At 56.4% G+C, this 13,062-nt stretch carries 11 protein-coding genes and 1 riboswitch; of the genes, 6 read left to right on the forward strand and 5 right to left on the reverse strand.

Annotation, left to right across the window (positions count from 1 at the left end):
• Window positions 1-13 precede the first annotated feature (13 nt).
• A complete protein-coding gene (locus tag C3708_RS03930; protein WP_095283415.1) occupies window positions 14-1,480 on the reverse strand; it encodes an MFS transporter in 1,467 nt (488 codons plus the stop codon).
• A gap of 129 nt (window positions 1,481-1,609) precedes the next feature.
• Window positions 1,610-2,224 carry a glycerol-3-phosphate 1-O-acyltransferase PlsY gene (gene plsY, locus C3708_RS03935; RefSeq protein WP_095283414.1) on the reverse strand — a complete coding sequence of 205 codons (615 nt, stop codon included), beginning with the start codon at window positions 2,222-2,224 and terminating at the stop codon, window positions 1,610-1,612.
• 107 nt (window positions 2,225-2,331) lie between these two features.
• Between plsY and folB the strand changes: the two genes are divergently transcribed.
• Both folB and bacA read left to right on the forward strand, forming a co-directional pair.
• Window positions 2,332-2,700 (forward strand): bifunctional dihydroneopterin aldolase/7,8-dihydroneopterin epimerase, encoded by a 369-nt coding sequence (folB, locus tag C3708_RS03940; RefSeq protein ID WP_103946995.1) that lies wholly within the window; start codon window positions 2,332-2,334, stop codon window positions 2,698-2,700.
• A gap of 106 nt (window positions 2,701-2,806) precedes the next feature.
• On the forward strand, window positions 2,807-3,628 hold the full coding sequence (gene bacA / locus C3708_RS03945; RefSeq protein ID WP_095283412.1) for an undecaprenyl-diphosphate phosphatase: 822 nt from the start codon (window positions 2,807-2,809) through the stop codon (window positions 3,626-3,628).
• Window positions 3,629-3,638: 10 nt separating this feature from the next.
• Here bacA and C3708_RS03950 read toward each other — a convergent pair whose 3' ends face one another.
• Both C3708_RS03950 and C3708_RS03955 read right to left on the reverse strand, forming a co-directional pair.
• Complete coding sequence (locus C3708_RS03950; protein ID WP_103946994.1) at window positions 3,639-4,880, reverse strand: multifunctional CCA addition/repair protein; 1,242 nt, start codon at window positions 4,878-4,880, stop codon at window positions 3,639-3,641.
• A 61-nt stretch (window positions 4,881-4,941) separates the two neighbouring features.
• A complete protein-coding gene (locus C3708_RS03955) occupies window positions 4,942-5,562 on the reverse strand; it encodes a TIGR04211 family SH3 domain-containing protein (protein ID WP_095284379.1) in 621 nt (206 codons plus the stop codon).
• 231 nt (window positions 5,563-5,793) lie between these two features.
• Between C3708_RS03955 and C3708_RS03960 the strand changes: the two genes are divergently transcribed.
• From C3708_RS03960 to hldE, 3 genes are read left to right on the forward strand one after another with little or no spacing between them, the layout of a single operon-like run.
• Entirely contained in the window at window positions 5,794-7,095 is a 1,302-nt protein-coding gene (locus C3708_RS03960; RefSeq protein WP_103946993.1) for an inorganic triphosphatase, read from the forward strand.
• A 20-nt stretch (window positions 7,096-7,115) separates the two neighbouring features.
• Complete coding sequence (gene glnE / locus C3708_RS03965; RefSeq protein WP_103946992.1) at window positions 7,116-9,959, forward strand: bifunctional [glutamate--ammonia ligase]-adenylyl-L-tyrosine phosphorylase/[glutamate--ammonia-ligase] adenylyltransferase; 2,844 nt, start codon at window positions 7,116-7,118, stop codon at window positions 9,957-9,959.
• A gap of 52 nt (window positions 9,960-10,011) precedes the next feature.
• Window positions 10,012-11,442, forward strand: coding sequence for a bifunctional D-glycero-beta-D-manno-heptose-7-phosphate kinase/D-glycero-beta-D-manno-heptose 1-phosphate adenylyltransferase HldE (gene hldE, locus C3708_RS03970; protein WP_095283408.1), 1,431 nt, complete (start codon window positions 10,012-10,014; stop codon window positions 11,440-11,442).
• 145 nt (window positions 11,443-11,587) lie between these two features.
• On the opposite strand, the gene ubiK is transcribed toward hldE, so the two are convergent.
• Window positions 11,588-11,881 (reverse strand): ubiquinone biosynthesis accessory factor UbiK, encoded by a 294-nt coding sequence (gene ubiK / locus C3708_RS03975; RefSeq protein WP_095283407.1) that lies wholly within the window; start codon window positions 11,879-11,881, stop codon window positions 11,588-11,590.
• 245 nt (window positions 11,882-12,126) lie between these two features.
• Window positions 12,127-12,277: riboswitch (FMN riboswitch) on the forward strand.
• Window positions 12,278-12,382: 105 nt separating this feature from the next.
• Between ubiK and ribB the strand changes: the two genes are divergently transcribed.
• The gene (ribB, locus tag C3708_RS03985) at window positions 12,383-13,036 is read left to right on the forward strand and encodes a 3,4-dihydroxy-2-butanone-4-phosphate synthase (RefSeq protein WP_103948881.1); all 654 of its coding nucleotides are present in this window, start codon (window positions 12,383-12,385) and stop codon (window positions 13,034-13,036) included.
• Window positions 13,037-13,062 lie beyond the last annotated feature (26 nt).

Below are 13,062 nucleotides of genomic sequence, written 5' to 3' on the forward strand. Positions count from 1 at the left end.
GGTTTGGGGGATTTTAGCGATAATCTTCGGCGTCAATATCGTAGCCGGACGGCTCCCAGCGAATGGCAAGCAGCGAAATCAGGCCAATCAACGGTGCGAGAGCAATAACCCAGAACACCGCAGTATCGAGAGACGCGACCAGGAGTGGGAACAGGAACAGCGACAGGGTTGAACTGCTGCGCATTAGCGTTTGGTTGAGGCCGACGCCGACGCCGCGCAGCGAGGTTGGATAGCTAAGCGAGGCAAACGCCATAGTGTGCGCGCCTGGGCCAAAGCCCTGGCCAAACAAAAACAGCGCCAGCATAGCGACAGAGATGATGCCTTGTGCCGCGCCTTCCGGGCGTCCGATGAGGGCCAGCACCAGCAGGGCGACCAACTGACAGGCATAGCCGCCCAGCGACATCCGCCATGCACCAAAGCGCGGCACCAGACGCACAGCCAGCAGCCCGCCGACGAAGGCAAAGAGCAGGTTAAGCGCCAGCGAGATCAAAATAGTGGTGAGCATCGACTGCACAAAGAAGCTGGAGATGATCACCGGCAGACCAAACGCTACGGCGTTATAGGCAAATGACGAGACCACGGAGAGCAGCGTCGCCAGCGTCGTCCGCTTAAGGTACACGCCGCGAAACAGATTCAGATAGTTTTGCCATCTGGCCTTGTTCACCACCGCTACGGGCTGGTTCAGCGCATCCTGCGGGACGTGGGCATTAATGTTGTACGCTTTGCGCAAAATAGACGCGGCCTCTTTCAGGTTGCCCTGATTCGCCGCCCAGACCGGGGATTCGCTCATATAGCGGCTGCGGATGGCGATAATCACCAGCGCGGGAATGGCGCCAAAGCCGAGAATCAAACGCCATAGCCAGTCGCTGTGGCTTTCGGGCAGTACGGCGTAAAAGAAGAGCACCAGCAGGTAGGAGATGCTGATCGCGGCGTACCAGGTCGGACACCACATCGCCACGCTGGCGGCTTTGTTTCCAGGGCCTTTCAGTCTGGCGAATTCGCTGAGGAAGGCCATCGCCACGGGGAGATCGATCCCGACGCCAAGGCCCATCACAAAGCGTGCCCCGGCAAGGGCATATTCGTTTGGCGCAAAGGCGCAGGCGATAGCGGCGACGACAAAAAAGATCATATCGGCCATAAAGACGCGATAGCGGCCGATTTTGTCCGTCAGATAACCGCCAATCAGTGCGCCGACGATCGCCCCAAAAGTGATCGCCGAAGCCACCATGCCGGTTCCGGCGGGCGTCAGGTTAAATTCGCGGGTGATGTCTTTGATACCAAACGCCAGTGCGCCGAGATCGTAGGCGTCGAGGAAAATTCCGCCCAGCGCGATACCGATAACGATGCGCGCGTTGGCTCTCCCCTGCGAGCCAGCATTGACCAGCTGCGTAACGTCCGATGCGTTACGTACCCATTTAATGTCGCCGTCCGGGGCGCTTCCTGCCGTTGAAATAGCGTGTGATTCAGTGATGTCAGTCATTTTCTTTTTGTGTGTTTGCAATGAGTACAAAAAGAGTACCCACAGACAGAAAGTGAGCTAAATCACATTTGGTTATATGACATAACGAACGGATTGAAATGAAAGGTGTTTATACGAGAGAAACCCGAATTACTTCGGGTCTTTTTTCTTTCTCTTCAGCTTGGTCCAGATTTTAGTTTCCTGGCGACGCCACAGACGCTGAATGTTGTCGTGATGACGCAGGAGAATCAGGCAGGAGAGCATGGAAACGGGGAAGGTGAACTGGGGTTTAAACCACCAGACATAGAACGGAGCGATCAGTGCACTCACAATTGCGCCCAGCGATGAATAGCCGCTCAACAGCACGCTCAGCAGCCAGGTGCCCGCCATAACGCCGGTCAAATCCCAGCCGATGGGGGCGATCGCGCCAAACGCGGTAGCGACGCCTTTGCCGCCTTTAAAACCAAAGAATACCGGCCAGATATGGCCCAGACAGGCGGCGATGGCAATAAGCCCCAGCCAGAACGGGGTCACGCCCAGCGCATAAGCGCCCCAGACGGGGAGCATTCCTTTCAGAACATCAAAAATCAATACCGCTACGGCTGCTCCCTTGCCGCCAATTCGTAATACATTGGTCGCCCCTGGATTCCCGGAACCGCTGACGCGAGGGTCAGGTAATCCGGCGATGCGGCAGACCAGAATGGCGCTGGAGATTGAGCCGCAAAGGTAGGCGAGGAAAATCATTCCAGGCGCGATTGCACTCATAACGCTGTTCCGTTTTGAAAATGTATCTGTATTCTCTGCATCTGTGGATAATACGCATAATTCGCCGGAAGTGGTATCCGGTTTAGCCAAAAACCAGGCAGGTCGTGATGGATATTGTATTTATAGAGCAACTTTCGGTAATCACCACAATTGGTGTTTACGACTGGGAACAGACCATCGAGCAGAAGCTGGTGTTCGATATCGAAATGGGCTGGGATAATCGCCTGTCGGCTAAAAGTGATGATGTGAACGACTGCCTGAGCTATGCCGATATCAGCGAAACGGTGGTGAAGCATGTCGAAGGGCAGCGTTTTGCGCTGGTGGAGCGCGTGGCAGAAGAGGTGGCCGAACTGCTGTTGAGCCGTTTCAACTCGCCGTGGGTGCGCATCAAACTCAGCAAACCGGGTGCCGTGGCGCGAGCCGCTAACGTCGGGGTGATCATTGAGCGTGGCACAAATCTGAAACAAAAGATTTAACGTCATAAATGCTAAACCATTTTCGGTTATACCGGTCTTAAAGCTGTCTCTTTCACGGCGTCCAGTGTGGTGCGCCGTTTTTTTACATTTTTAGAAGGGTTAATAGATGAGCGATATACACTCGCTGCTGGTGGCGGCAATACTGGGTGTGGTCGAAGGATTGACGGAGTTTTTGCCCGTTTCCAGTACCGGACACATGATCATCGTCGGTCATTTGCTCGGCTTCGAAGGCGAAACGGCAAAGACCTTTGAAGTGGTGATTCAGCTAGGCTCCATTCTGGCCGTTGTCGTGATGTTCTGGCGTCGCCTGTTTGGTCTGATCGGCATTCACTTTGGTCGTCAGCCGCAGCACGAAGGCGAGGGCAAAGGCCGTCTGACGCTGATTCACATCCTGCTTGGGATGGTGCCGGCGGTGGTGCTGGGGCTGATTTTCCACGACACGATCAAATCGTTGTTTAACCCGATAAACGTGATGTATGCGCTGGTGGTCGGCGGTGTGTTGCTGATTGCCGCTGAACTGCTGAAGCCGAAAGAGCCGAAAGCACCGGGTCTGGATGATATGACCTACCGTCAGGCGTTTATGATTGGCTGCTTCCAGTGTCTGGCACTCTGGCCGGGCTTTTCCCGTTCAGGGGCGACCATTTCCGGCGGGATGCTGATGGGCGTGAGTCGCTATGCGGCGTCCGAGTTCTCGTTCCTGCTGGCAGTGCCGATGATGATGGGCGCTACCGCGCTGGATCTCTATAAGAGCTACCACTTCCTGACGACGGCCGACATTCCGATGTTCGCCGTGGGCTTTGTGACCGCGTTCCTGGTCGCGCTGGTGGCAATCAAAACCTTCCTGCAGTTAATCAAACGTATCTCCTTCATTCCGTTTGCTATCTACCGCTTTATCGTCGCGGCGGCAGTCTACGTGGTCTTCTTCTAAGCCACTGCCCTCAGTCTTTTGGCTGAGGGCAACGCGTTTCCTTCCAGTCTGTCACGGCCTGAATCCGGCGTTTGGTTAACTCCTCGCGGATTGCCGGGCCTTTAAATCCAGCTTCCACCACTGCTTTCGTCGGCACCGCTTTCGCAATTTCCCAGGCTTCACGCAGCAAACGGCCCTGCGGATAATCGCAGGCTTCAAAACCGGTGCGCCCGCGCACGTCCGCTTCGCTGGTGAGCGCGATCTGCTCGACGCGCTGCGGCTTGCGCCAGGCATCAATGCTGTCGAACAACTTGACGATGGTAGCCGGTTTCAGAATTGGGAAGGTGTGGATCAAGTCGTGAAACTCGGCGACCAGCTTCGCCAGGTCACGGATGTCATTCGGCACACGCAGGCGCTGGCAAATATTCTCAACCAGTTTGACGCCCGCCGGACCGTGGCCGTGATGGCGCGGCCAGAGGGCCTTTGGCGTTAATCCTTTGCCCAGGTCGTGACAAAGCGTGGCGAAACGCACGTCCACTTCCGGGCTGAGCATTGCCGCCATGCTTAAGGTCATCAGGGTATGAATGCCGGTATCGATTTCCGGATGCCACTTCGCCGGAGCCGGAACGCCAAACAGGGCGTCGATTTCCGGGAACAGCACTTTCAGCGCGCCGCAGTCGCGGAGCACCTGGAAAAAGACCTGCGGATTGCGGGTCGTCAGCGCGTTTTCCGTCTCTTTCCACACCCGTTCCGGCGTGAGATGTTCCAGCTCGCCCGCGTCGGTCATGGCGGTCATTAAGGCCATCGTTTCATCGGCAATGCGGAAACTTAGATGGGCATAACGGGCAGCAAAACGCGCCACGCGCAGGACGCGGAGCGGATCTTCAGAGAAGGCCGGGGAGACGTGACGTAAAATTCGGTTTTGCAGATCGGTCTGGCCGCCGTAGGCATCGACGATAGTACCGTCGTCGTCCTGTGCCAGCGCGTTGATGGTCAGATCGCGGCGCAGCAGATCTTGCTCAAGCGTGACGTCCGGCGCGGCGTAGCAGGTAAAACCGGTATAACCGAAACCGGCTTTGCGCTCCGTGCGTGCAAGGGCGTACTCTTCGCGGCTTTTAGGGTGAAGAAACACGGGAAAATCGCGGCCTACCTGCTGGTAGCCCGCGTTGAGCATCTCTTCGGGTGTGGCACCGACCACAACCCAGTCTTTATCTTTGACCGGCAGACCTAACAACGCATCACGAACCGCACCACCGACCAGATAAATCTTCACGCCTTCAACTCCCGAATTCTCTTTTCACCCGATAATACGTAAGTATGGTGAATAAGACGAATTAGTTCATCCAGCGATCTTTACGCTTACGGCTTGGGATCAGATGTGGCAGCACCAGGCCGAGGAACAGACCCACGCCCAGCACGCCGCCGCCATACATAAACCACTGCATGATGATGGTGCGCTGTTTGTCATCGAGCTGCAGATTGGCGGCGCTGACTTTCTTCTGCGCCACAATCAGCTCGTTTTTCAGCTTCTGATTCTCTTCTTTCAGGCCGTTGATCACGCTGTCGCTCTGCGCCACTTTCTGCTGCATTTCAGCCGTGCGCTGGTTCCAGGTGTTATCGATATTGGTCAGCTTATCGGTCAGGGTTTTCACCTGATTTTCCAGATCCGGCACGCGGGTGCGCAGGCTTGGCACATTGCTGAGTTGTTTCAACGGGATCCATGAGGTACGGCCCGTGCTGTCGCGCACCTGACCGTAGTTACTGTCCTGATTTGTCTGTAATAAAACCACTTCCTCGCCGGCATTCACCGTACCCACGAGGCGATAATTATCTCCAGGGCCGCTACGTACCCAGGTGTTTAATTCGTCAGAAACATAACGTTTCTCTTCAGCGTGGACCGCAGTCGCGGCGCTGAAAGCAAGTAAAGTCAGTCCAATCAGGCGTAATTTAAGCATCATCAGTCGTTATTTTCATAAAAAGTGGAACGATAGTAGTGGCAACAGTATCGCTACGCAAAGCATTCGCGTCAGCTATCGGAATCATCTGTGTCACCGCGTTAAACTTTTACGCCCGTCAAATTGCTCATTGCGTGGCAATTTGGCGCAAAATACTATGTACTGACAAACAAATGGCGAGAAAGTTCGCCTTCATTGACGCGGCTGTGAAGCAACCGAAAGTACAGGGCTATGGCACAAGAAATCGAACTGAAATTTATCGTAGAAAAGGGCAGCGTTGACGCGCTGCGGACTCATCTCAATCAGCTGACTGCTGAACACCATGAGCCGGTTCAACTTCTCAACATCTATTACGAAACTGCCGATAACTGGCTGCGCCGTCATGACATGGGCCTGCGCATTCGTGGCGCGAACGGGCGTTATGAAATGACGATGAAAATTGCGGGTCGTGTGGTCGGCGGTTTGCATCAGCGTCCTGAATATAATATCGACATTGAAAAGCCAGAACTTGAACTGAATCGACTTCCGGCAGACGTCTGGCCGAACGGTGAACTGCCGGATGGGCTGTCGGATCAGGTTAAGCCGCTGTTCAGCACCGATTTCTGGCGCGAAAAGTGGCTGGTGAATGAAGGGAAAAGCCGTATCGAAATTGCGCTCGATCTGGGCGACGTCAAAGCAGGCGAGTTCCAGGAACCGATTTGCGAGCTGGAGCTTGAACTGCTGGAAGGCGATGCCGACGACGTGCTGAAGCTGGCGCGTAAGCTGGTGGGCCAGTCCGGTCTGCGTCAGGGGAGTTTGAGTAAGGCCGCGCGCGGGTATCATCTGGCGGCGGGCAATGCGCCGCGCCAGGTTAAAACCACCACTATCCTGCACGTGGCACCAAAATCCAGCGTCGAGCAGGGGCTGGAAGCTTCGCTGGAACTGGCTCTCAGCCAGTGGCAATACCATGAGGAGCTGTGGGTGCGCGGCGTGAGCGGGGCGAAAAAACACGTACTGGATGCCATCGGTCTGGTGCGCAGCACCCTGACGTTGTTTGGCGGCGTGGTACCGCGTAAAGCGAGTGCTCACTTACGCGATTTCTTGACCCAGACCGAAGCGCTAATGGCGACGGACATCTCTGCCGAAACGGCGGTTTACAGCCCGCAGACGGCTGCGGCAAAGCTGGCGTTAACTGAGTTTCTGGTGACGCGCGGCTGGCAGCGTTTTCTGGATGATAAAACCCAGAAGAAGATTGCTGAGTCGTTTAAGCGTTTCGCCGATACGCATATGTCCCGCAGCAACTCAGAATTGAAAACCATTTTTGACCGACCGCTTGGCGATCAGTACGCCGATCAGCTGGTTCGTCTGACGCGCGATATTGACACGGTTCTGCTGCTGGCTGGCTCCTACGATGGACCCAAAGCGCAGGCGTGGCTGGAAAATTGGCAGGGGCTTCGCCATGCCATCGAAACGCGCCAGCGCATTGAAATTGAACATTTCCGCAATGAGGCCATTTCGCAAGAGCCGTTCTGGTTGCACAGCGGAAAACGCTAACTCAGGCAAGGAACCCCATGATGCCGCTTTCTTCACAGCTCACGCAGCACTGGCAGACGGTCTGTGCGCGTCTGCCAGAATCATTACCCGCTTCCTCACTCAGTGAGCAGGCGCAGCAAGTGCTTACTTTTAGTGATTTTGTGCAGGAGAGCATCACCGCGAATCCTGACTGGCTGTCTGAACTGGAAGCGGCACCGCCGCTGGCCGACGAGTGGCAGCACTATCCACAATGGCTAAGTGACGCGCTGACGGACGTGAGCGATGAGCCGACGCTGATGCGCGTTTTGCGCCAGTTCCGCCGTCGCGTGATGGTCCGCATCGCCTGGGCGCAGTCGCTGGAGCTGGTGAGTGAAGAGAGCACTCTGCAGCAGTTGAGCGTTCTTGCGGAGACGCTGATTGTAGCTGCGCGCGACTGGCTGTACGACGCTTGCTGCAAAGAGTGGGGTACGCCGTGCAGTGAAGAAGGCACTCCACAGCCGCTGATGATTTTGGGCATGGGGAAACTGGGCGGCGGCGAACTGAATTTCTCGTCGGATATCGACCTGATCTTCGCCTGGCCGGAAAAGGGCGCAACCCGTGGCGGACGGCGTGAACTTGATAACGCGCAGTTCTTTACCCGCCTCGGTCAGCGATTGATTAAAGCGCTGGACCAGCCCACGCAGGACGGTTTTGTTTACCGCGTGGATATGCGCCTGCGCCCGTTCGGCGACAGCGGCCCGCTGGTGTTGAGCTTTGCTGCGCTGGAAGATTATTACCAGGAGCAGGGCCGCGACTGGGAACGCTACGCGATGGTCAAAGCGCGGATCATGGGCGATAACGGCGATGTTTACGCCAGCGAGCTGCGCGCCATGCTGCGCCCGTTCGTCTTCCGCCGCTATATCGATTTCAGCGTTATTCAGTCGCTGCGCAATATGAAAGGGATGATCGCCCGCGAGGTGCGCCGCCGGGGCCTGAAAGACAATATAAAACTCGGCGCGGGCGGCATTCGCGAAATTGAGTTTATCGTGCAGGTGTTCCAGCTTATTCGTGGCGGGCGCGAACCGTCCCTGCAATCCCGTTCGCTGCTGCCGACGCTGAAGGCTATTGAGCAGCTGCATTTGCTGCCGGAAGGCGATGCGCAAACCTTGCACGACGCCTATCTCTATTTGCGTCGCCTCGAAAACTTGCTGCAAAGCATCAACGATGAACAGACCCAAACCCTGCCGGGCGATGACCTCAATCGGGCGCGTCTGGCCTGGGGCATGGGCGTTGACGACTGGCAGGGGCTGACGGAGACGTTGGATACCCATATGGCGGGTGTACGGCGGATCTTTAATGATTTGATTGGCGATGACGAAGCCGAATCGCCGGACGATACCCTGTCTGAGCACTGGCGCGAGCTGTGGCAGGATGCGCTCCAGGAAGATGACACTACCCCAGTGCTGGCCCATTTGAGCGATGACGACCGCCATCGTGTGGTGGCGCTGATCGCCGATTTCCGCCTGGAAATGAACAAACGCGCTATCGGCCCGCGCGGGCGACAGGTGCTCGATCACCTGATGCCACATTTGCTGAGCAACGTCTGTGCACGGGCGGATGCGCCGGTTCCACTTTCGCGCCTGACGCCGCTGCTCACCGGGATTATTACCCGCACGACTTATCTTGAGCTGCTCAGCGAATTCCCCGGTGCGCTCAAACATCTGATTTCGCTCTGCGCTGCATCGCCGATGGTCGCCAGCAAACTGGCGCGTTATCCGTTGTTACTGGATGAACTGCTCGACCCGAATACCCTGTATCAGCCGACAGCGATGGATGCCTATCGCGACGAGCTGCGCCAGTATCTGCTGCGCGTCCCGGAAGAGGACGAGGAGCAACAGCTGGAGGCGCTGCGTCAGTTTAAGCAGGCGCAGATGCTGCGTGTGGCGGCGGCGGATATCGCCGGAACGCTGCCGGTGATGAAAGTCAGCGATCATCTCACCTGGCTTGCGGAAGCGATCATCGACGCGGTGGTCCAGCAGGCCTGGAGTCAGATGGTGGTGCGCTATGGTCAGCCGAAGCATCTGGCGGATCGCGAAGGGCGCGGTTTTGCGGTAGTGGGTTATGGCAAGCTGGGCGGCTGGGAGCTGGGCTACAGTTCCGATCTGGATTTGATCTTCCTGCACGATTGTCCGGTGGACGTGATGACCGACGGCGAGCGTGAAATCGACGGACGTCAGTTCTACCTGCGCCTGGCGCAACGCATTATGCATCTGTTCAGCACCCGCACCTCGTCCGGTATTTTGTACGAAGTGGACGCACGTCTGCGCCCATCCGGCGCGGCGGGCATGTTAGTCACGTCCACCGAATCCTTTGCTGACTATCAGCAAAACGAAGCCTGGACATGGGAGCATCAGGCGCTGGTGCGTGCCCGCGTGGTGTACGGCGATCCACAGCTGAAAGCGCAGTTCGATACCATTCGTCGGGACGTGTTGATTGCGCCGCGCGAAGGTCAAAAATTGCAGATCGACGTGCGAGAAATGCGTGAGAAAATGCGGGCGCATCTGGGCAACAAGCACCGCGATCGCTTTGATATCAAAGCCGATGAAGGCGGGATTACCGACATTGAATTCATTACGCAGTATCTGGTGCTCCGCCATGCGCACGACAAGCCGAAGCTGACGCGCTGGTCTGATAACGTGCGCATTCTGGAATTGCTGGCGCAAAATGACATTATGGATGAGCAGGAAGCGCAGACGTTGACTCACGCTTACACCACGCTGCGTGACGAGCTGCATCATTTGGCATTACAGGAACAGCCGGGCCATGTGGCGCCGGAATGTTTTACGAACGAACGTATGCAGGTGTCTGCGAGCTGGCAGAAGTGGTTGGTGGAGCCGTGCGTATAGAAACAAGTGTGATATTATCGCGCGCAAATTGTGAATCTTTCTGGAGTCAGGAATGAAAGTAACACTGCCAGAGTTTGAACGTGCTGGGGTTATGGTTGTCGGTGATGTGATGCTGGACCGCTACTGGTACGGGCCGACCAGCCGCATCTCCCCGGAAGCCCCGGTCCCGGTCGTCAAAGTTGATACCATCGAAGAGCGTCCTGGCGGCGCGGCCAACGTGGCGATGAACATTGCTTCTCTCGGCGCGCATTCGCGTCTGGTGGGGCTGACCGGCATTGACGATGCGGCGCGCGCGCTCAGCAAAACGCTGGCCGACGTGAACGTGAAGTGTGATTTCGTTTCTGTGCCGACGCACCCAACCATCACCAAACTGCGCGTACTCTCCCGCAACCAGCAGCTGATCCGCCTCGACTTTGAAGAAGGTTTTGAAGGCGTCGATCCTGAGCCGCTGCACGAACGTATCGCGCAGGCGCTGGGCAGCATTGGAGCGCTGGTGCTGTCTGATTACGCCAAAGGTGCGCTCGCCAGCGTGCAGCAGATGATTGCACTGGCGCGTAAAGCGGGTGTGCCGGTGCTTATCGACCCGAAAGGCACCGATTTCGAGCGCTATCGCGGCGCGACGCTGCTGACGCCAAACTTGTCTGAGTTTGAAGCCGTTGCAGGCAAGTGCAAAACTGAAGAAGAGATTGTTGAGCGCGGGATGAAAATCATCGCTGATTTCGACTTCTCCGCACTGCTGGTGACGCGTTCTGAGCAGGGTATGACGCTATTGCAACCGGGCAAAGCGCCACTGCACATGCCGACGCAGGCCCAGGAAGTTTACGATGTGACCGGTGCCGGTGACACGGTGATTGGCGTGCTGGCGGCGACGCTGGCGGCGGGTAATTCGCTGGAAGAAGCGTGCTATTTCGCGAACGCGGCTGCGGGCGTGGTCGTCGGTAAACTCGGTACTTCTACCGTTTCACCCATCGAGCTGGAAAATGCAGTGCGCGGTCGTGCGGATACCGGTTTTGGCGTGATGAGTGAAGACGAGCTGAAAACGGCCGTCGCGGCGGCGCGTAAGCGCGGCGAGAAAGTGGTGATGACCAACGGCGTGTTTGACATTCTGCACGCGGGCCACGTCTCTTATCTGGCGAATGCGCGCAAGCTCGGCGATCGTCTGATTGTCGCGGTGAACAGCGATGCCTCGACCAAACGTTTGAAGGGTGAAACGCGTCCGGTGAATCCGCTAGAGCAGCGTATGATTGTGCTCGGCGCGCTGGAAGCGGTCGACTGGGTGGTCTCGTTTGAAGAAGACACGCCGCAGCGTCTGATTGCGGGAATTCTGCCGGATCTGCTGGTGAAAGGCGGCGATTATAAGCCGGAGCAGATTGCGGGCAGTGAAGAGGTCTGGGCCAATGGCGGAGAAGTGATGGTACTCAACTTTGAGGACGGGTGTTCAACCACCAACATCATTAAGAAAATCCAGAAAGACAGTCAGTAACAATGGAGTGTGAGCGGCCTTATGCCCTCACCCCAACCCTCTCCCACGGGAGAGGGAGCAAATACGAACAACGGCAACCGAGGTTGCCGTTTAGTTTTGCATCAGATTTGTAGGCCGGGTAAGGCGCAGCCGCCACCCGGCTTTTTTATGCCTGATCGACCGGTGGGATCGCAGGTGCTGGCTTCACTTCGGCAGGCTGGCTGCGGTTTTCCAGCTCGGTCAGACGCTGTTCCAGCAGCGCCAGCTTTTCGCGGGTGCGCAGCAGAACCTGAGTCTGTACGTCGAACTCTTCACGGCTCACCAGATCAAGACGCGTCAGCTGCGATTGCAGTACCTGACGGATTTTCTTCTCGACGTCATCGCCAAACTCACGAATGCCTTTCGGCATGGATTCATGAACCTGACGGGCAATTTGTTCAATTTTTTTCGGGTCAATCATGGTCGTTTCCCTTGATTAGAAGGTGTTAGCGAACATTGTAGCGCGTTCCCTCCGATCTTTTGCACAAAATCATTCGAGGTGCATCAAGGCGGCAAGCCTGAAAATCCCCTGGAGCATAGTTAACTATGTGACGGGGGTTTGAGGGCGCAGCCAACGCAGAGGCAACTCGAAGGATGAAGTGCAAAACCAGAATGATTTGATGCTTATGCATTGCCCAGCATAATCAATAGCGTTATAGTTATCTCGCTTATTCTCAGGGCGGGGCGAAATTCCCCACCGGCGGTAAATCAGCCTTGCGCTGAAAGCCCGCGAGCGCTTTGGGTGAAAACTCAAAGGTCAGCAGATCTGGTGTAATTCCAGAGCCGACGGTTAGAGTCCGGATGGGAGAGAGTAACGACCAAGTCGGGCGAGGCCCGCTCACGTTATTTTTTTGCCGCTTACGCGGTGCTCCTAAGACTGCCCTGATTCTGGTAACCATAATTTTAATGAGGTTTTTTTACCATGAATCAGACGCTACTTTCCGCTTTTGGCGCCTCTACCGATCGTGTAGAGCTTGCACTGACCGCACTCCGTGAACATCGCGGTGTGATGGTTCTCGATGACGAAGACCGTGAAAACGAAGGCGATATGATTTTCGCCGCTGAAACCATGACCGTTGAACAGATGGCGCTGACCATTCGTCACGGCAGTGGCATCGTGTGTCTTTGTCTGACCGACGAACGTCGTAAACAGCTCGATCTGCCGATGATGGTCGAAAATAACACCAGCGCCTTCGGTACCGGTTTTACCGTGACTATCGAAGCCGCGCACGGTGTGACCACCGGTGTTTCTGCCGCTGACCGTCTGACGACCGTTCGCGCAGCCACCGCTGACAATGCGAAGCCATCAGACCTGAACCGTCCTGGTCACGTTTTCCCACTGCGCGCGCAGCCGGGCGGCGTGTTGACTCGCGGCGGCCACACTGAAGCGACCATCGACCTGGTGACGCTGGCAGGCTTTAAATCTGCGGGTGTTCTGTGTGAACTGACCAACGACGATGGCACTATGGCACGCGCGCCGGAGTGCATCGAGTTTGCGAAGAAACACAATATGGCTGTGGTGACCATTGAAGATCTGGTGGCTTACCGCCAGGCGCACGAACGTAAAGCCAGCTAAATAAAAAAACGCCGGGTTATCCCGGC

Origin of the sequence: Lelliottia sp. 7254-16, assembly GCF_002922995.1 — a bacterium.
GTDB classification, from domain to species: Bacteria; Pseudomonadota; Gammaproteobacteria; order Enterobacterales; family Enterobacteriaceae; genus Enterobacter; species Enterobacter jeotgali.

Excerpts from the sequence above, each read along its gene's own strand:
- C3708_RS03930 (WP_095283415.1), bottom strand. The coding sequence starts at position 1,480 with ATGACTGACATCACTGAATCACACGCTATTTCAACGGCAGGAAGCGCC.
- plsY (WP_095283414.1), bottom strand. The coding sequence starts at position 2,224 with ATGAGTGCAATCGCGCCTGGAATGATTTTCCTCGCCTACCTTTGCGGC.
- folB (WP_103946995.1), top strand. The coding sequence starts at position 2,332 with ATGGATATTGTATTTATAGAGCAACTTTCGGTAATCACCACAATTGGT.
- bacA (WP_095283412.1), top strand. The coding sequence starts at position 2,807 with ATGAGCGATATACACTCGCTGCTGGTGGCGGCAATACTGGGTGTGGTC.
- C3708_RS03955 (WP_095284379.1), bottom strand. The coding sequence starts at position 5,562 with ATGCTTAAATTACGCCTGATTGGACTGACTTTACTTGCTTTCAGCGCC.
- C3708_RS03960 (WP_103946993.1), top strand. The coding sequence starts at position 5,794 with ATGGCACAAGAAATCGAACTGAAATTTATCGTAGAAAAGGGCAGCGTT.
- glnE (WP_103946992.1), top strand. The coding sequence starts at position 7,116 with ATGCCGCTTTCTTCACAGCTCACGCAGCACTGGCAGACGGTCTGTGCG.
- hldE (WP_095283408.1), top strand. The coding sequence starts at position 10,012 with ATGAAAGTAACACTGCCAGAGTTTGAACGTGCTGGGGTTATGGTTGTC.
- ubiK (WP_095283407.1), bottom strand. The coding sequence starts at position 11,881 with ATGATTGACCCGAAAAAAATTGAACAAATTGCCCGTCAGGTTCATGAA.
- ribB (WP_103948881.1), top strand. The coding sequence starts at position 12,383 with ATGAATCAGACGCTACTTTCCGCTTTTGGCGCCTCTACCGATCGTGTA.